A 19,214-nucleotide genomic window follows, 5' to 3' on the forward strand; every position below is an offset into this window, starting at 1 on the left:
CAGCCATTGTCATCACCCAGCAGGACCCCACGCCATGAAAGACGCGCCAGCGACCGTGACCTTTTACCGCAAGGATTACAAAACACCCAATCACCGGATTGTAAAAACAGATCTGGTGTTTGAGCTGAACCCATCGCGAACCAAGGTCAAAAGCCGCTTGCAGTTTGAAGCGTGGGATGCGCAAGTCAACGACCTCGCCGCACTGGAACTCGATGGCGAAGCACTCGAACTGGAGTCCGTGACTCTGAATGGTCGCCAGCTGTCGAATACGGAGTACCTGCAAACCGATACCAGCTTGACCATTCCCCATGCAGGACGACACGGTGTGCTGGAATTGACGGTGTACAACCAACCCGACCAAAACACCCGTCTGGAAGGGCTGTATGTATCCAACGGCAATTTTTTTACTCAATGTGAGGCGCAGGGGTTTCGCCGCATCACCTATTTCCCGGATCGACCCGATGTACTGAGCAAATTCACCGTCACGCTAATCGCCAACAAAGCCTCCCACCCGGTGACACTGAGCAACGGTAACCTGCTGGAAGCCCGTGACCTGGACGATGGATTGCACCTGAGCCGTTGGGAAGACCCCTTCCCAAAACCCGCTTACCTCTTCGCGCTGGTGGGTGGTAATTTTGTCTGTCAGGAAGAAACGATCACCAAGGGCAATGGTCAAACAGCCCTTCTGCAGGTGTGGGTGGAACCCGGTAACCTGGACAAAACAGACTTTGCCATGCAAAGCCTGAAACGCTCCATCGAGTGGGACCGTCAACGCTTTGGCCTGGACCTGGACCTGGACCGCTTCATGATTGTGGCCACAGCTGACTTCAACATGGGGGCCATGGAAAACAAAGGCTTGAACATTTTCAACACCAAGTTTGTGTTCGCCAACCCGCAGTTGGCCACCGATGTGGATTTTGAGAATGTGGAAAGTGTGGTGGGGCATGAATACTTTCACAACTGGACCGGCAACCGCGTGACCTGCCAGGATTGGTTCCAGCTTTCCCTGAAGGAAGGGCTGACGGTATTTCGGGATCAAGAATTTTCAGCCGACATGCTGGCCCACGGTTTGAGCCCGGAACAAGCTGCATCCGCACGGGCTGTAAAACGCATTGATGATGTGAAGGTTTTGCGTGCGGCACAATTTCCGGAAGATGCTGGCCCCATGGCCCACCCTATCCGCCCCGACAGCTATCAGGAAATCAACAATTTCTACACGGTGACTGTGTATGAAAAAGGCGCAGAGGTCATTCGCATGCAGCACACGCTGCTGGGCGAGGCCTTGTTTCAACGCGGCATGCAAATTTATTTTGAGCGCCATGACGGCCAAGCCGCCACCTGCGAGCAATTTGTGTCAGCCATGGAAACCGCCTTGCAGGAAAGCAATCCTGGTTTGAACTTGCAACAGTTTCGGCACTGGTATTCGCAGGCGGGTACACCCGAGGTTCATGCGAGCTGGGCTCACGATGTGAGCCTGGGTGAGTTGACTCTGATATTGAAACAGCGGTGTGCGCCTACACCGGGACAAGCCAGCAAACCCGCGTTTCATATTCCAATCCGGCTGGGTTTTGTCGATCAGCAAGGCTGCGACCAGGCATTGTTGCTCAAAGGTGATGCCACCGCACTGCGGGGTGATGTTCTCAACCTCACGCAGACTGAGCAGCGCTTTGTCTTTACAGGCCTGAGAACCCCCGTGGTTCCGTCCTTGCTACGTGGGTTTTCTGCACCAGTGAATTTGCGCACCAGCCACAGCTCAGCAGACCTCATCTTTCTTGCGGCGCATGACAATGACCCGTTCAACCGCTGGGACGCAGGTCAGCAGGTGTATGCCAAAGCAGTTCAAGAAGTGCTGAAGCGTCAAGGCGATACCCACGGCGAAGCGGTTCAGGCTGCACTCGAGGTATTTGGCAACCTGCTCAACGACCATCGCCTATCGGATGGCTATTTGGCCATTGCCTTGCAGCTGCCGGGTGAAGGAGCCTTGTTTGAACAGCAGGAAGGCTTGGTGGACCCGGTCGCCTTGCACATGGCCCGCTGTGCCCTTCGCGATCGCATAAGTGCCCAGTTCCAGGGCGAATTGATGGCGCTTTACAAAGCACGGTACAAACCTGGTGAGGCCTATGCCTACACCACGGTGGCCGCTGGCGAACGCGCACTGAAAAATCTGTGCTTGAGCTATCTCGTGGCGGGTGCTGAACCTGAAGACCTTGCATTGGCCCAACAACAATATGCCGAATGCAACAACATGACGGACCGCGTAGCGGCCCTCAGTGCCCTGGTGTACAACGGCCCCGCCAACACCCCGGAATTGGCGCACTACTATCAATTGTTTGGGCACGAAGCCCTGGCCATCGACAAATGGTTCATGCTGCAGGCCACAGTGCCTGCCAGCAACACGGACGTGGATACCTTGGCACAAGTCAAAACCCTGTTGAAACACCCGGCGTTTACCTTGAAGAACCCCAACCGGGCGCGCTCACTGTTGGGGGCATTTGCCATGCAAAATCCCAGCGTGTTTCACCAGCACAGTGGTCAAGGTTATGCGTTGTGGGCCGATCTGGTCATTGAACTCAATGGCATCAACCCCCAGGTCGCAGCCAGAATGGCCCGCGCGCTGGACCGCTGGACCAAACTGGTCACGCCCTTGCAGGTCCATGCTCGCCAGGCACTGGAACGTATTCATGGCACCAGCCAGTTGTCGCCCGATGTGCGGGAAGTCATCGGCAAAGCCCTGGCAGCGGCACCGCACTGAGCGGCCCTTCGGTACAATATTTGCAAATTTTCAATCAGGACAACCATGAGCATGATCACTTTAAGCCAGTACCTGAAAGCCGCGGAAGGCGCTGCGGGGCACGGCCGAATTACGCCAGAATTGAGCACCCTGATTCATGCGCTATCAGGTGTTTCGCAACATATCTCGGCGGCGGTCCACAAAGGTGCATTGAGTGGTGTGCTGGGCACAGCCGGGACCGAAAACGTGCAGGGCGAAACCCAGAAAAACCTCGACATCATCGCCAACGACATGATTTTGGTGGCCTTGGCGGCCAGTGGGGTGGTGGCTGGTATGGCCTCTGAGGAACTGGACGATTGCTCACCCGTCCCTGGTCATGCGGACAAACCGTATTTGGTGCTGTTTGACCCGCTGGATGGGTCCAGCAACATCGACGTGAATGTGTCCATTGGGACCATTTTCTCGGTGCTGCCCAACCCACGCACTGGTGACATCAACAACCACAGCTTTCTGCAACCCGGCACCGCACAAGTGGCGGCCGGTTACGTGGTGTATGGACCCCAAACGTCGTTGGTGTTGACCTTCGGCAACGGTGTGGCCGCATTTACGTTGGATCGCGAGGCCGGTGAATATGTGCTGACCACCCCAGCGATGGACATTCCCGCAGACACCAAAGAATTTGCCATCAACATGTCCAACCAGCGCCACTGGTACCCACCAGTGCAGAAATACATCGCGGAACTGCTGGCAGGAAAAACCGGCGAACGCGGTAAGGATTTCAACATGCGCTGGATCGCGTCCATGGTGGCCGATGTCCATCGCGTGTTGACTCGTGGCGGAATTTTCATGTACCCCAAAGATTTGCGCGACCCCAATAAGCCCGGCAAACTGCGATTGATGTACGAAGCCAATCCCATGAGTTTCCTGGTTGAACAGGCTGGCGGAAAATCATTTGATGCCGCCCAGCGCATACTGGACATTCAACCCACAGAACTGCACCAGCGTTGCGCGGTGATGCTGGGCTCAGCCCATGAAGTACAACGGGTGGCCGATTACCACCTGTAAATGAACACTCAAGGCCCGTTTCCGCTGGCCTTGAGGTACTCACGCTCCTCATCGGCCTTGCGCTTGTATTCCCGTTGTTTGGCGTCTATTTCAGCCAGCAGGTAGTAGTTGTCCTGCGCATACTGCTTAGCAATTTGCGTTTGCTCAATGGCGGGCAAATAGGCGCCTCTCAAGCTGTAGGATTGTGCCAAATATAGGTGATGGTCCGCCCGTTTGCCCAAAGCCAGCGCACTTTGGGACAGCAACTCGAACAGTTGTGGATTGGACCGGTAAATTTGGGTCAAATCACGCAGGTAGGTGTCTGACTGCTGGAACAGACCCAGGCGCTGCAGGCCATCGGCATACAACACCTTGGCAGACAGTTCATTTCGATAATCATTTTTAAGGCGTTCAAGCAAAGCCAGCACAACCTTTCCATCGTTATTCAGGTCCGCCACTAACTTTGGAGAACCCACATTCAACGCTTGTTGCGACGATGGGTAAGCAGCATCCAGACGGGTTTCAATCACCTGGCTTTGCAACATCAGCGGCGCGATGACCGGTTTGCCCGCCATTGACTGGCGAAACAATTCCAGCGAACGATCTGCAGCCTCCTGGGCCTCCCTCTTTTTCAGTAAATTGGCATACACCAGCGATTTGCCGTACTCCAAAGCAATCGGGTTGGTGAATCCATCCTGCTCGTTTGGCGAACTCAGGGCCTTCAGTCGATCGCTCCATTGCTGGTTGCTTTTGTCACCATATACCAACGCCTTCATTCGCAACAACTCGAAATCCAGCGGCGCCGGCGGCCTGACGCCTTTGCCAGCATCAATACCCACCCGGTTCCGGATATCGGCAATTCGCTCAGTGGTCAGCGGGTGGGTGCGAAGGTAGGCGGGCGCATTGTTCTCGTACAGCCGCGAGGCTGTTTGAAGGCGGCCAAAAAAATCAACCATTCCTTGCGTGTTGAAACCAGCGGACTGCAATGTCTGAAAACCAACCCGATCCGCCTCACGTTCAGCATCGCGCGAAAAGGCCAGCTGCTGATCAATTCCGTACCCAGCACCAGCGGCCATAATGCCGGTGGCCGCTTGTGGATTGCTGGATGCCACCAGGATGGCGGCAATCATCGCAGCAGCCGACACCATGGTTGTCTGTTTTTGCTGACCAAAACGGCGTGCAATGTGGCGTTGCGTGACGTGCCCTACTTCGTGTGCCAACACCGAGGCCAATTCTGACTCGTTGCGCGCGGCTGCAATCAACCCGGTGTGCACACCGATGTAGCCGCCTGGCATGGCAAAAGCGTTGATGGCTTTGTCCGTCACCAGGAAAAATTCAAAATTCGCGGGTGATTCACCGGCTGCTTGCGCAATTTTTGCACCCAGTTTGGTGAGGTACCCCGTGATTTCCGGATCAGAATTGACAGCGCCGTAGGCCTTGTAGTCCCGCATGATAAGCGCCCCCAAGCGACGCTCGTCCTGCACGGACAACTCTGCACCACCTGCATCGCCCAGGCTGGGCAAATTGCTCAACGCATCCGCATGTGCGGCTGGCCCAGGCCAGGCGGACAGTGCGCCAGCCAAGCACAACAGACTGATCAGAGATTTGCAGATACGAATGGCCATTGGCAACAATCAGGGGATGAACCTCTGGGTATGATAGCGCGATGCCCTGCAAGTTCAACGCACGTTGTCAAGGGGGGCGCTAAAATTGCGGTAAAGATCTGTAAACAGTCATCTCGGGAAGCAACACATGAACGGCCTTACACACTTTGACCAGCACGGCAACGCACACATGGTGGACGTCGGTGCAAAAACGGACACCGAACGCAAAGCGGTGGCCACTGGCCGAATTCGACTGGGTGCCGAGGCCTACGCTGCGCTGAAAGCGGGAACCAGTAAAAAGGGCGATGTTCTGGGCGTGGCAAGAATTGCGGCCATTCAGGGCGCAAAACGCACATCGGATTTAATCCCGTTGTGCCATCCACTACCTCTGACTCGTCTGGCGGTTGAATTTGAACTGGATGACACCCAGTGCGAGGTTACCTGCTACTGCACAGCCCAAACCGTGGGCAAAACCGGTGTGGAGATGGAAGCCTTGACCGGTGTACAAGTCGGGTTGCTGACCATTTACGACATGCTGAAAGCAATTGACAAAGGCATGGTGATGGTTGAAACCCGCCTCGTTGAAAAGCGAGGCGGGAAAAGTGATTTCACGTCAGTCTAAACGACGGATCCGACAACACTACTTAGGTTGATTTCGGCAAATGGCCGGAACAAAATCCAGGGCCTGAGCGGTAGCGGCCGCGTTGCCAGTACCGCTGGCTCCTAACGAACATGCCCATGACACAATTGTTTGACCGTTGGAGGCAAGGGCTGGTGGGTTGGCGTTGTTCAATGGTTGAATATAAATGTATTGGCCACGAACTGCTGCCGGAATGGTATTGCCCGTCGACAGTTGAACAACAATGCCGCGGTTGCCGACCGTTACACCCTGAACGTTTGGCGTGGTAATGGACGGACAGTTGGCTTGACTATTGGTTGTCGGAAAGGCGCCGTTGGTGGCGTAATATTCCAGAAAACCCGTTTTACAACCCTGGGCATAGTTGATCGCTTCAGAAATTCGACCGCGGGCTAGGTAGTTGGCAAAAGCGGGCACAGCAATGGCCGCCAGCACACCCACAATGGCGATGGCAATCATCAATTCAATCAACGTGAAACCGCCAGACCGTTTATTCAGGCCACGACGGGAAAATTTTCGGATAGCGCTCATGTTGTCCTCAGGGGGAGTGGTCAATGAGCGTTCATTGTTGGCCAGGGGGGCCGGTGGTTATTACCCCCATTTGCGTGAAAAACAAAACCCCACCTGTTGGGATTAACAGGTGGGGTTTGACAAGGCGATATATAACTCTCTGGAGTACTGTAACCGCAGCTTGGACTTACATCACAAGCCGATTGCTTTTTTCAGCAAACGACCCATTTCAGACGGGTCTTTGGTCACGGTAATACCACAGGACTCCATCACAGCCAGTTTTTCCTGCGCGGTGCCTTTACCGCCGGAAATGATGGCACCGGCATGGCCCATGCGCTTCCCGGGAGGAGCTGTTACACCCGCGATAAAGCCGACCACAGGCTTTGTCATGTGGTCTTTCACCCAAAGTGCGGCCTCTTCTTCGTCGCTGCCACCGATTTCGCCAATCATTACCACAGCGTCGGTGTCGGGGTCATCATTGAACATCTTCATGACTTCGATGTGCTTCAAGCCGTTGACGGGGTCTCCACCAATACCCACAGCGCTGGACTGACCAAGACCCAGCTCAGACAATTGACCCACCGCTTCGTACGTCAGCGTGCCGGAGCGGGATACAACGCCAATCCGACCCTTCTTGTGAATATGACCGGGCATGATCCCAATTTTGATTTCATCGGGGGTGATGACGCCAGGGCAGTTTGGACCAACCAGAATGGTCTTGCGACCCTCTTTACGCATGCGTTCACGCACTTCCATCATGTCGCGGACAGGAATGCCTTCGGTAATGCAAATCACCAAATCCAAATCGGCCTCGACCGCTTCCCAAATGGCTGCTGCGGCAAAGGGAGGTGGAACATAAATCACCGATGCATTGGCGCCAGTCTGTTTTTTGGCATCAGCCACAGTGCCGAAAATCGGCACGCCTTCAAAGTCTTCACCCGCTTTTTTCGGGTTCACACCGGCCACAAAGCAATTTTTGCCGTTGGCATATTCGCGACACATGCGGGTGTGAAACTGCCCGGTTTTTCCAGTAATACCCTGAGTGACGACCTTGGTATCTTTGTTGATCAAAATAGACATTGTCTGAATCCTTTACAGTGGCCCGGCCCGTTATGGTTTACCGAGCATCAAATCATGCAGTTCGGTTGATTCAACCGACTTAATCCCGAAACTCAAGCAGCCTTGGTCGCAGCCACCACTTTCTGGGCTGCCTCGCCCATGGTGTTGGCCGAAATAATCGGCAGACCAGATTCGGCAAGAATCTTTTTGCCCAAATCCTCGTTGGTCCCTTTCATGCGAACCACCAGCGGCACCTTCAGGCCCACCGCCTTGGAGGCTGCCACCACACCATCGGCAATCACGTCGCAGCGCATAATACCGCCGAAAATATTGACCAAAATCGCCTTGAGATTCGGATTTTTCAACATGATCTTGAACGCTTCAGTGACTTTCTCAGTGGTTGCGCCACCGCCCACGTCCAGGAAGTTGGCAGGCTCGCCACCGAAGAGCTTGATCGTGTCCATGGTGGCCATCGCCAGGCCTGCTCCATTGACCAAGCAACCGATATTCCCATCCAGAGAGATGTAGGACAGATCAAACTTGCTGGCCTCGATCTCGGCCGGGTCTTCTTCGGCCAAATCGCGCATGGCCACAATGTCCGGGTGGCGGAACAAGGCGTTGGAATCAAAATTCATTTTGGCGTCCAACGCAATGATGTCGCCGCTGCCGGTCAGAATCAACGGGTTGATCTCTGCCAAACTGGCATCGGTGTCCCAAAATGCCTTGTACAAACCCTGGAAGGCCACGCGCGCTTTGGCGACGGAACCTGCAGGAATGCCAATTTTGGTGGCCAGGCTGTCAGCCTCCGCATCGGTCAAACCCGCCACTGGGTCTACAAACACCTTGTGAATCAATTCGGGCGTGTGCTCTGCCACCTCTTCAATTTCCATGCCGCCCTCGCTGGAGGCCATCACACACACCCGCTGGGTTACACGATCAACCACCATGCCCACGTAGTATTCTTTCTTGATGTCTGCGCCCTCTTCCACCAACAGTCGGCTAACCTTTTGGCCTTCCGGACTGGTTTGGTGGGTAATCAGTTGCATGCCCAGGATCTGGCTGGCGAAGGTTTTCACATCGGCCATGCTCTTGGCCACTTTTACACCGCCGCCCTTGCCACGACCACCGGCGTGAATTTGTGCTTTCACCACCCATACCGGGCCACCCAGCTTTTCGGCCGCACTCACCGCCTCGTCCACAGAAAAGCATGGGTAACCGGTAGGCACCGCAACACCATATTTCTTCAGAATTTCCTTGCCTTGATACTCGTGAATTTTCATGTGGATTCCTTGCTGGAAAGTTAACGCGCCTCAGCCGGGATGCACAACGCAACCTGACGGAGCAATTTCAAACCATGGAGAGTGTTTTGATCGCGTGACAGCGCAAGCGAAGACCCCAAAAAACCGCAGGGGCAAGGATGCTGCACGGCAGGCGTGCGTGGAGATTGATTTCCCATCATTCTTTGCTTCTTGTGTCGTCGAATAACGCTTCGTTAGACAACTAGACTATCACTTCTATTGAAACACATAAGCCAGCCAAGACTATATCACGCATCGGCTTGAATCTCTGAGAGCAGTCTTTTCCAAGCTTTGTGAATGTTGCCAAATTCAAACCCGCGTGTTCCCAAACCGCGCAGGGCTTTGGCCTTCAGCCTCATGAGGTTTTCCCGTAGTTCGGGGGAATCGGGCGTAGACAGGACACTGAGCAAGTCAGCGGAATAACGCTTTCGCAGCCATTCCAGTGCCCTGCTGTCTTCCGCCTCCAGTGGCTCTGGGTCAAGCCCAGGTGTATTCTGCGATTCATTCTCTGCTGCTGTGCAGGTGGTGACCTGAAAGGAAAGACCATGCTGGGCCAGTTCAGCCTCAATGGCTCTGTTACCCAAACTGGATGCACGCCGGCGAATGAGTGACTGTCCAAACCGCTGATCAGACTGAAACTGCCGGGCGGCTGCCCATTCTATGGCGTCATCCACCTCTTCGATGGAATATCCACGCCGAAGAAGCTTGTCTCGCAATTCTTTGCGGGAATGTTCGCGGCGGGACAGGAATGCCACCGCTTTGGATTTGGCCGATGGCAAGGGTCGTGATGGCGGTTTGATCTGCTCAAAACCGCCATCGGCCAACTCCGGCGCTGATTCAGTCTTCCGTGACTTCATTGCCTGCGGTCTTCAGGTCTGTGGCCCCCATGGCTCGCACACCCAATTTTTCGCGGATTTTATTCTCAATTTCCATCGCCATGGCTGGATTGGCTTTCAGGAATTCCCGGGCATTGTCTTTGCCCTGGCCAATTTTTTCACCGTTGTAGGCATACCAGGCACCCGATTTGTCGACAAACCCATGCAATACACCCAAATCGACGATTTCACCTTCACGAGAGGTTCCCTGACCGTACAAAATGTCGAATTCGGCCTCGCGGAATGGCGGACTAACCTTGTTTTTGACGACTTTGACGCGTGTTTCATTGCCAATGACCTCATCGGCTTTCTTGATGGAGCCAGTGCGACGAATATCCAAGCGGACAGATGCATAAAATTTCAGCGCATTGCCGCCGGTGGTGGTTTCAGGACTACCAAACATGACGCCAATTTTCATGCGGATCTGGTTAATGAAAATCACCAGACAATTGGTTCGCTTGATGTTGGCTGTCAGTTTACGCAACGCCTGGCTCATCAAACGGGCCTGCAATCCTGGCAGTGAATCGCCCATGTCGCCCTCGATTTCCGCCTTGGGGGTCAGTGCAGCCACCGAGTCAATGATCACCAGGTCCACCGAACCAGAACGGACCAGTGCATCCACAATTTCAAGGGCTTGCTCACCAGTATCGGGTTGGGAAATCAGAAGATCCGCCAAATTCACGCCCAATTTTTGGGCGTATTGCACATCCAGGGCGTGTTCGGCGTCAATAAATGCACAGGTGCCGCCCAGTTTTTGCATCTCTGCAATCACTTGCAGTGTCAGGGTGGTTTTTCCAGAGGATTCCGGACCATAAATTTCAACCACACGGCCACGCGGCAAACCGCCAATGCCCAAGGCAATATCCAAACCCAGAGAACCTGTGGAAACCGACTGAATGTCGTGTTCAACCTCGTTTTCACCAAAGCGCATAATGCTGCCTTTGCCAAACTGTTTCTCAATTTGGCTCAGCGCAGCGGCCAGTGCTTTCACTTTGTCTGCTGATTGGTTCTTGGTCCGCAAGTCTTCCATGGTTTGCCTTCAACGAATCGGTTGTTAATGCGTGAATTATTGCACAGTATTTACTGTTTATCTATACAGTCTTTTTGAGTGATACCTTGGCGAGAATTTCTAACCCGGTTTGTACCGCCTGAGCCCGCACAGCAGCGCGATCTCCTTCGAACACCCGGTGAAAGGCTTCAATGGATTTGTGACGCACAGCCAGCCCGAACCAAACGGTGCCCACTGGTTTTTCGGGCGAGGCTCCACCAGGTCCGGCAATTCCGGAAATCGACAAACAGCAATCCACGCCGAGTGCGACCAAGCCGCCATTGGCCATTTCTTTGACGCACTCCTCACTCACGGCACCATGGGCTTCCAGCGTCGACTCCCGGACATACACCGATTTCATTTTGACCGTATTGGAGTAGGTGATGAGACCGCCTTCAAAAAAATCACTGGATCCGGCGAGGCTGGTGATGGCATGGCCCAAACCACCGCCAGTGCAAGATTCCACCACCCCCAGTTTGGCGCGAGCCTCTCGAAAACGCTGGGCAATCGCTTCAAGTTCAGTATTCATGGCATACAAACCAGTGAAGTGCCTTCAAATTCATCGAAACATCCAGCGTGCAACCAGCGATAAAAAAAACAGACTGATCAGCGCCGCAACGATATCGTCCCACATCACACCGAAGCCGTTTTTCCACCGTTGATCAAACCACCGGATGGGTTGAGGTTTGACCATGTCGAAAAACCGAAAAACCACCACGCAGCCTAGTTGCTGCAGGGGTGTTGAGTACACTGGGGCGGCAACCCACAACACGAGCCAAATCGCCACCACCTCATCCCACACAATACTGCCATGATCAGCCACCCCGAGTGCACGGCCCGTGAGGTGACAGCACACACATCCCACAGCAAAAGCCAGCGCCAACACGACCAGCCAATGTGAGGCACTGGGCAGATGCGGTGCCATCCATACATAGGTCAACCACCCAAACAGCGTTCCAAACGTGCCCGGGACGACCCAGGCCAGCCCACTACCAAAACCCAGCGCCAACAGGTGTGCTGGGTTGGACAGAGCAAATTTCCAGTCAGGCCGGACTATTCCGCGGGGTTTGGCGCTCATCGAAGGTGTGTGTATGCCGTGTTGCGGGCGTAAATGACCATCAAAAATGGGTGTATGACCGTTTGACCAATGGTACAGGATTCAATGACGCATCTCCTTGAGACTGCAACCAAACCCCCTGCCCCGCCGTGACCATACCCAATTCAAACAGGGCATGTGGACCCGACAATTGCCGTAACGCCACGTCAGCCGTCGGGGCGGCTGTGAAACACAAACCATAGTCGTCACCGCCCGTCAACGCACAGTCCAGCAGCCATTGCCGTTCGTTCAGATTCAATTGACCGATCCATTCGGGAAATGCACGGTGCCAGGCATCCAGCAAGGCAGACTCCTTGATGAGTACTGCCACCTGGCTGGCCTGTGCGATGTGTGCCACATCGCCGCTCAATCCATCCGATGTATCCAGGCATGCAGCAGCCAGGTTACGCAATTGGAGTCCCAATTGGATCTGGGGTTGCGGGCAATTCAGTTGCTGGCAGGCACGCAGCCTGACCGCTTGCGGCATGCCCGCCTTCAAAGCCGTCCACACGGCCGAATCCGGCTGCATCGCGACCGTGTCGTATAAACCGCGTTGGTCCGCCTCCAACAACAAACCAATGCGGGCCAACCCTGGCAGCCCCTGCGCCCATAAACGGTGACCTTCAACCGCCGACGACCGGGGAAACCCACTGTGAAGAGCCGGTGCTTGCCCAAACACAGTGACCGTGATGCTCAAGCCACCAGGTAGGTTGGTTTTGGTGGTGTCACCGCCCACCAGGGGGCAGCGGTGAGTTTGCGCAATCCGCAACAAACCATCAGAAAAATGGTGTAGCCAGGCCGGATCCAGCGCTGGCAAACTCAAGGCCAATGTAAAACCCAACGGCTCTGCACCACTGGCGGCCAAATCAGATAAATTGACAGCCAAAGCCTTCCAGCCCAGGTCCTGCGGTGCAACGTCGGGATAGAAATGCACTCCAGACACCAGGGTGTCCGTTGAAACAAACAGCGTGTGCCCTGGGTCTGGATTTAGCATGGCGCAATCGTCACCAATGCCGAGGGGGACCCGGGTCGCGTGAGACGCCAACAAGGGCCCGAACGGTTCCTTGAAATACCGGTCAATCAGGTCGAATTCCAGACTGGCCAAGCAACGCACTCCAGCGGTTATTGTGCGCGAATTTCAGCCTGGCGCGCCTGCCCGGCAACTTTGTCTAACACACCGTTGATGAATTTGAATGCGTCGGTGCCACCAAAGGTTTTGGTCAACTCCACCGCTTCATTAATCACCACCCGATAAGGAATATCCAGGTGGGTATTCATTTCATGAGTGCCCAACACAAGCACAGCCTTCTCTACAGGACTGAGTTCGGCCCATGGTCGATCCACAAAGGGCTGGATTTGCGCTATGAGATCCTCTAAATTGCGGACGGATCCATGCAACAGGGATTGATAGTGAGCCCGGTCTGCTTTGTCGAATCCTGGTGCATCCTGAATATGCGCGTCAATTTCACCCACATCGCTGGGATTCAGAAACCACTGATACAAACCTTGCAGAGCCAATTCGCGGGAGCGTCGGCGCGCATTCCGGGTATGGCCGCGCCGCTTTTGATCATCATCACTCATCCGCTTCTTCTCCACTGAGACCCGGCAAATTGTCATCCAGCGTCATCATGAGATTGCCCATTTCAACCGCGCAACGAGCGGCATCGAGCCCCTTGTCCTCAATTCGTTCGATGGCCTGGTCTTCGGTGTAGGTGGTGAGCACCATGTTTACGATGGGCACATCATTGTCCATGGCCACAGTTGAAATACCCCGCGCACTTTCACCGCAGACAATCTCAAAGTGATAGGTGTCGCCTTTGATCACACAGCCCAAGGCAACCAGCACATCAAATTCACCAGACTGCGCCAGACGTTGCAACGTGATGGGCAGTTCCATGGCGCCCGGTACGGTCACGTGAAGGATGTCCTCATTGAGCACACCGAGTCGAAGCAGCTCGCTGCAACAGGCGCGCCACAAGCCATCGGTGATTTCCTGATTAAAACGAGCCTGAACAACGCCCACGCGGATGCCGTCGCCATTCAGATTCGCGGGCACACTTCCCGGGTTGTTGCTCATTTGCTTTCTCCATGGATATACCCAGACACTTCCAGATCAAAGCCGGTCATGCTGGGCATTTTGCGGGGACGCGACAGAAGTTTCATCTTGTTAACGCCCAGGTCTTTCAAAATTTGCGCGCCCACGCCATAGGTGCGCAGGTCTGGGCTGGATCCAGCCCCCTTGCGGCTTGTCGCACCCCGATGCTCAATGTCGTCCAACGACGCAAACTGACCGAGCAAACGGTCGGAGGACACATTGCAATTCAACAGCACAATCACGCCTGCGCCTTCTTCTACCACCCGCTTCATGGCAGCTGGAATGGAGAAGGAATGCTCGGAATAGCGCGCCTCCAGAAAATCAATCATGGAGGTTGGCTCATGCACGCGAACCAGCAATTCACGGTTTGGATCGACGCTTCCGTACACGAGTGCAAAGTGGGCGCTGCCGGTGGGCTTGTCACGATAAGACACACAGCGAAATTCGCCCTCCACCGTGTTGAGTGTGCGCTCGTGCAGGCGCTCAATCAATGACTCATTCGCACTGCGGTACTGAATCAAGTCCGCAATGGTCCCAATTTTCAAGCCATGCTCTTTGGCAAACTCAATCAGGTCGGGCAACCGGGCCATGGTCCCGTCGTCTTTCATGATTTCGCAAATAACCGATGCAGGTGTTAGGCCTGCCATGGCAGCCAGGTCGCAACCGGCCTCTGTGTGCCCAGCACGCATCAACACGCCACCATTGACCGCTGACAACGGGAATATATGGCCCGGCTGGACCAGCTCCTCCGGCTTTGCATTCCGGTTCACCGCCACACGAATGGTGTGTGCTCGGTCCGCTGCAGAAATACCCGTAGACACCCCTTCAGCCGCCTCAATCGACACGGTGAAGTTGGTCCCGTGCGACGACCCGTTGGACTGCACCATGGGTCGAAGGCCCAGTTGGCGACACTTGTCCTCTGTCAATGTGAGGCAAATCAGTCCACGACCAAACTTGGCCATGAAATTAATCGCCTCAGGTGTCACGAAGTCTGCGGCCAGAACCAGGTCACCTTCGTTTTCACGGTCTTCCTCATCAACGAGGATCACCATGCGGCCATTGCGCATTTCTTCAACAATCTCGCGTACTGGACTAATCGACATGGCAAGACACTTTCAAATTGGAATTCCGCTATTGTAAGCCTTGGAACGCCGGTCTCGAAGCACCATCAGTGCAAGCACTGCGCCCCATATGCCAAACCAGAGGAAAGCCCCTAGACGGGAAAACAAGGTTTTACCCGTGCGCCCCTGCAATTCTCCATCCCACACCATGGCCTGGCCGGGAGCCACTTTCAAAACCCAACGGCCATGGTCATCCACAATACCGGACAGGCCCGTGTTGGTGACCCGCAAGCCAGGCTTGCGATGCTCTGCTGAACGCGTCCGACCCATTTGGGCGTGCTGATCCAACGCCCAAGACTGTCCGAACCAGGCCAAATTGCTCAAATTCAGCAGCACCGTTGGTTCGCGATTGGCATCGCGCAAAAGGCTGGCAAACTCGCCGCTGAAAATATCTTCATAACACACAGTGCCTGCGACAGATTGACCCGCAATGGTCAATGGCTCTAGCGCACCGCGTCCACGACTGAACTCGCCCATGGGCATGTTGAGCATGGCAACAAACCAACCAAATCCGGTGGGTATGAACTCTCCAAATGGAACCAAATGGCGTTTGTCATGCCGCCGCTGAGGAATGATTAAATCCCGGTCGCGCTCTGCACCGTTGAAAACCACAATCGAGTTGTAATAATCCCGGCCTTCTTGGATGGCAGAGCCCATCACCACATCAATTTTTCCTGGAACGCCAAAATCTCTGAATCGCTGCTGCCAAACATCAGGCGTATCCGTCCATACCAAGGGATTGACGGTTTCCGGAAACAGTAGCGCGCCTCCGTTCGTCAACTTCTCACGCGCCACATCCCCCAACTTGAAAGCCTGCTGCATGTTGCCGATGATTCGGTCTGGATCGAACTTGATGCTTTGATCCACATTGGTTTGAACACCGGCTACCTTCAACACACCGGCAGACTCGACCGGCACAGCCACAGTCAGGCCTGCTATCAGCAAACTACAGATACCCAAGACCTGCAGTGCGGGTTTGTACGCGAAGGGCTGACCCGAGAACCAACTGCGAACGGTGTTGAATCCTGCAAGCACCAGCCACAACACCAAAAATAAGCTGCCGTAGTTGCCCAGCCAAGGCAACAGATTCGCAACCGGAGAATCCACCAACGCGTCACCCAGGTTCAGCCACGCAAAGCCGGTGAACAATGTTCCCCGGAGCCATTCGAAGAACGTCCACGCGGCTGACCACGCTGCTGCCGACAAAACCGGGGAGGGCCTCAAGCCGATCACTCTCCGATGCCACCACTGGAACACCCCGCAGGCCATGGCCGGAAACAATGCCAAATAAGCCGCAAAGAATACAACGGCTAAGACGGCAAGCCAGTTGGGCAAACCGCCGTAGTGATGCAAGCTGGTGTACAGCCAGTGAACGCCCACGGAAAAGGCTGCCCAACCAAAGCCAAAACCAGCCCCTGCGGCCTGGCGAGCATTGCGCGCTTGCAGTGCCAGCTCCTGAAGGGCCACCAGCAGTAAAATGCCAAGCCACCAGACTTCAAATGGTGCAAATGACAATGCCCAGGGGGCACCCAGCGCCAAGCCGGTCAAGAGATAAAACATTATGAGTTGGCAGCGTTGGGCGACATGGACTCACGATTCGGACTGCCCGAGATTGAGGATGCGTCGAGTGATGCACAGACTTGAACCTTGAGCAATTGGACTTGCCGGGCATCGGCTCGCAACACCTCGAACCGGACGTTGTTCATCACCACCACCTCGCCTTTGCGAGGCACTCGGGCCAAATGACTGGATAACAACCCGCCCACTGTGTCGGCTTGGTCGGTCTCAAATTGGGTACCGAATGCCGCATTGAATTGCTCGATTTCGGTCACGGCCTTAACGCGATAAACACCCGTATCGGCGCCTTCCAGGCTAACGATATTGTCGGCCTCTTCATCGAAGTCATATTCGTCTTCGATATCACCGACAATCTGTTCCAAAACATCCTCGATGGTTACCAGGCCGGCCACGCCGCCAAACTCATCCACCACCAGCGCAATGTGGTTGCGGTTTTGACGAAAATCACGCAATAACACATTCAAACGCTTGCTTTCGGGGATAAACACGGCAGGTCTTAACATGTCCCGAAGATCGACACCCGCTTGCAACTGACACTGCAGCAGGTCCTTGGCCAACAGCACACCAATGACATTGTCACGCTGGCCCTCGTAGACCGGAAAACGGGAATGGGACTTGTCCACCGCAAAGCTCAGGATGTCTTCGAGAGAATCCTCAATGTTGATGAGGTCCATTTGAGCGCGGGGAATCATGATGTCGCGGGCGGCCAACTCACCGACCTGCATGACACCTTCAATCATGGACAGCGCATCAGCATCCAGCAGGTTTCGCTCGTGTGCCTGTTGGAGCACCTCGAGCAATTGCTCTCGGTCTTCCGGCTCGCGCAACAGCAGCCAAGACAAACGCTCTAGCAGCCCCCGCTCACGCCGGTTAAAACCAGGCAGCTGGGGCTGCGACGGACTGGGGTCGGACATACGGGCGAGTTACCCTTTACACAATGCGAGGCCTCAAGGATACCGCAAAAAAGTTGACGGTGTTTTGACAGAACCTCCGGGGAAGCGCTACACCACCCCGGTCAATTCGCCACGGAGAGAGTGCGGAAAGGCCTCCACAATACGCACCTGGACCATTTGCCCTACCAGCCTTGGATGGGCCGCAAAATTGACCACCCGATTGCATTCAGTTCGCCCAGACAGTTCCGCTGGATTTTTCTTGGACGGCCCCTCCACCAAAATGGTTTGCACGGAGCCCAACATGGTTTGACTGATGTGCGCTGCATGCGCTTCGATGTGTTTCTGCAGTCGGGATAATCGCGCCAATTTGGCGGCTTGATCAACCTCATCCACCAAATCGGCCGCTGGTGTACCAGGCCGAGGACTATAAACAAAGGAAAAGGATGTGTCGAAGCCAACAGCCTGGATCAAATCCATGGTTTTTTCGAAATCAGCGTCAGTTTCGCCAGGAAAACCCACGATAAAGTCAGATGACATCGACAAATTGGGGCGAATTTCTCTCAATTTGCGAATGATGGATTTGTATTCCAGCGCGGTGTAACCCCGCTTCATGGCCGCCAAAATCCGATCAGAACCGGCTTGAACCGGCAAATGCAGATGACTGACCAGCTTGGGAAGACGCGCATAACAGTCAATCAGGCGCTGGGTAAACTCTTTGGGGTGCGAGGTGGTGAAGCGAATGCGCTCGACACCTGGAACCTCATGGACATACTCCAGCAATAAGGCGAAGTCAGCAATTTCACCATCCGCCATTGCGCCCCGGTATGCATTGACATTTTGGCCCAGCAGATTGATTTCCTTCACGCCTTGGTCGGCCAGGTCGGCCACTTCAGTGAGCACATCATTGAATGGGCGAGAAATTTCCTCACCACGGGTGTAAGGCACCACGCAGAAACTGCAGTACTTGCTGCACCCTTCCATGATGGACACAAACGCGGTCGCGCCGGTGTTTTTCGCCATGGGCAGGCTATCGAACTTTTCGATTTCAGGAAAAGAGATGTCCACCTGGGGGCGCTGGGTGATGCGCTTTTTCTCGATCAGTTGTGGCAAGCGGTGCAAGGTTTGTGGGCCAAACACCACATCCACATAGGGGGCACGCTTCACAATGGCTTCACCTTCCTGGCTGGCCACACAGCCTCCAACCCCGATGATCAAGTCTGGATTGGACTTTTTCAGGTGTTTGACCCGCCCCAGGTCACTGAACACCTTTTCTTGCGCCTTCTCACGAACCGAACAGGTGTTGAAGAGAATCACATCGGCTTCTTCGGGGTTGTCGGTGCGGTCCAGACCATCGGAGTGGCCAAGCAGGTCTGCCATTTTGTCCGAGTCGTACTCGTTCATTTGGCAGCCAAAAGTTTTGATGAACAGTTTCTTTCGAGAGGTCATGGTGTGCCTGCAAATGCCCACCGTGCCCGACGAACACTGCTTGGCAGCAAGGGCGGAAACACGGGGACGTTGTAAATCGTTGCGCGTTGGGAGCGGATTCTACCCGTACTCTTTGGTAAAATGAAGACACACCCGAAAAATCAAGGGATTAGAAGCAGCGCCATGGCCCTACCGTTTAC

Annotated in this window: 18 protein-coding genes; 3 read left to right on the top strand and 15 right to left on the bottom strand. The window is 54.7% G+C overall.

Features of this window, described 5'->3' with window-relative positions; all coding sequences use genetic code 11:
- Nucleotides 1–34: 34 nt before the first annotated feature.
- On the top strand, nt 35–2,752 hold the full coding sequence (gene pepN / locus NQT62_RS00120; protein WP_256762470.1) for an aminopeptidase N: 2,718 nt from the start codon (nt 35–37) through the stop codon (nt 2,750–2,752).
- 45 nt (nt 2,753–2,797) lie between these two features.
- Nucleotides 2,798–3,796 carry a class 1 fructose-bisphosphatase gene (locus NQT62_RS00125; protein WP_256762472.1) on the top strand — a complete coding sequence of 333 codons (999 nt, stop codon included), beginning with the start codon at nt 2,798–2,800 and terminating at the stop codon, nt 3,794–3,796.
- A gap of 8 nt (nt 3,797–3,804) precedes the next feature.
- Here NQT62_RS00125 and NQT62_RS00130 read toward each other — a convergent pair whose 3' ends face one another.
- The gene (locus NQT62_RS00130; RefSeq protein ID WP_256762474.1) at nt 3,805–5,400 is read right to left on the bottom strand and encodes a M48 family metallopeptidase; all 1,596 of its coding nucleotides are present in this window, start codon (nt 5,398–5,400) and stop codon (nt 3,805–3,807) included.
- A 127-nt stretch (nt 5,401–5,527) separates the two neighbouring features.
- On the opposite strand from NQT62_RS00130, the gene moaC reads away from it, so the two are divergent.
- Nucleotides 5,528–6,001: a cyclic pyranopterin monophosphate synthase MoaC gene (gene moaC / locus NQT62_RS00135; protein WP_256762476.1), complete on the top strand. Its 474-nt coding sequence runs from the start codon at nt 5,528–5,530 to the stop codon at nt 5,999–6,001.
- An 18-nt stretch (nt 6,002–6,019) separates the two neighbouring features.
- Here the strand turns inward: moaC and NQT62_RS00140 are convergent, their stop codons facing one another.
- From NQT62_RS00140 to miaB, 14 genes are all read right to left on the bottom strand, one after another.
- The gene (locus tag NQT62_RS00140; RefSeq protein ID WP_306173497.1) at nt 6,020–6,547 is read right to left on the bottom strand and encodes a pilin; all 528 of its coding nucleotides are present in this window, start codon (nt 6,545–6,547) and stop codon (nt 6,020–6,022) included.
- Between the two features lie 171 nt (nt 6,548–6,718).
- Nucleotides 6,719–7,606, bottom strand: a complete 888-nt coding sequence (sucD, locus tag NQT62_RS00150) for a succinate--CoA ligase subunit alpha (protein WP_256762478.1) — start codon at nt 7,604–7,606, stop codon at nt 6,719–6,721.
- A 92-nt stretch (nt 7,607–7,698) separates the two neighbouring features.
- Nucleotides 7,699–8,865 carry an ADP-forming succinate--CoA ligase subunit beta gene (gene sucC, locus NQT62_RS00155; protein ID WP_256762480.1) on the bottom strand — a complete coding sequence of 389 codons (1,167 nt, stop codon included), beginning with the start codon at nt 8,863–8,865 and terminating at the stop codon, nt 7,699–7,701.
- Nucleotides 8,866–9,131: 266 nt separating this feature from the next.
- The gene (locus tag NQT62_RS00160) at nt 9,132–9,740 is read right to left on the bottom strand and encodes a regulatory protein RecX (RefSeq protein WP_256762482.1); all 609 of its coding nucleotides are present in this window, start codon (nt 9,738–9,740) and stop codon (nt 9,132–9,134) included.
- A complete protein-coding gene (gene recA, locus NQT62_RS00165) occupies nt 9,721–10,788 on the bottom strand; it encodes a recombinase RecA (RefSeq protein WP_256762484.1) in 1,068 nt (355 codons plus the stop codon). Before recA ends, NQT62_RS00160 begins: the two co-directional genes overlap by 20 nt.
- A gap of 61 nt (nt 10,789–10,849) precedes the next feature.
- Complete coding sequence (locus NQT62_RS00170) at nt 10,850–11,335, bottom strand: CinA family protein (protein WP_256762486.1); 486 nt, start codon at nt 11,333–11,335, stop codon at nt 10,850–10,852.
- A 30-nt stretch (nt 11,336–11,365) separates the two neighbouring features.
- A complete protein-coding gene (locus NQT62_RS00175; protein WP_256762488.1) occupies nt 11,366–11,884 on the bottom strand; it encodes a phosphatidylglycerophosphatase A family protein in 519 nt (172 codons plus the stop codon).
- 40 nt (nt 11,885–11,924) lie between these two features.
- Nucleotides 11,925–13,007 (bottom strand): thiamine-phosphate kinase, encoded by a 1,083-nt coding sequence (gene thiL / locus NQT62_RS00180; RefSeq protein WP_256762490.1) that lies wholly within the window; start codon nt 13,005–13,007, stop codon nt 11,925–11,927.
- 17 nt (nt 13,008–13,024) lie between these two features.
- A complete protein-coding gene (gene nusB / locus NQT62_RS00185) occupies nt 13,025–13,483 on the bottom strand; it encodes a transcription antitermination factor NusB (protein ID WP_256762492.1) in 459 nt (152 codons plus the stop codon).
- Nucleotides 13,476–13,979: a 6,7-dimethyl-8-ribityllumazine synthase gene (ribH, locus tag NQT62_RS00190; protein WP_256762494.1), complete on the bottom strand. Its 504-nt coding sequence runs from the start codon at nt 13,977–13,979 to the stop codon at nt 13,476–13,478. Before ribH ends, nusB begins: the two co-directional genes overlap by 8 nt.
- Entirely contained in the window at nt 13,976–15,100 is a 1,125-nt protein-coding gene (gene ribBA / locus NQT62_RS00195) for a bifunctional 3,4-dihydroxy-2-butanone-4-phosphate synthase/GTP cyclohydrolase II (protein WP_256762497.1), read from the bottom strand. Before ribBA ends, ribH begins: the two co-directional genes overlap by 4 nt.
- A 12-nt stretch (nt 15,101–15,112) precedes the next feature.
- Nucleotides 15,113–16,678 carry an apolipoprotein N-acyltransferase gene (lnt, locus tag NQT62_RS00200; RefSeq protein ID WP_256762499.1) on the bottom strand — a complete coding sequence of 522 codons (1,566 nt, stop codon included), beginning with the start codon at nt 16,676–16,678 and terminating at the stop codon, nt 15,113–15,115.
- Nucleotides 16,678–17,610, bottom strand: coding sequence for a CorC family transporter (locus NQT62_RS00205; RefSeq protein WP_256762501.1), 933 nt, complete (start codon nt 17,608–17,610; stop codon nt 16,678–16,680). The genes lnt and NQT62_RS00205 overlap by 1 nt, the downstream gene beginning before the upstream one ends.
- Before the next feature lie 87 nt (nt 17,611–17,697).
- Entirely contained in the window at nt 17,698–19,035 is a 1,338-nt protein-coding gene (gene miaB / locus NQT62_RS00210; RefSeq protein WP_256762502.1) for a tRNA (N6-isopentenyl adenosine(37)-C2)-methylthiotransferase MiaB, read from the bottom strand.
- Nucleotides 19,036–19,214 lie beyond the last annotated feature (179 nt).

It is taken from the genome of Limnobacter humi (genome assembly GCF_024518835.1).
Classification (GTDB): Bacteria; Pseudomonadota; Gammaproteobacteria; order Burkholderiales; family Burkholderiaceae_B; genus Limnobacter; species Limnobacter humi.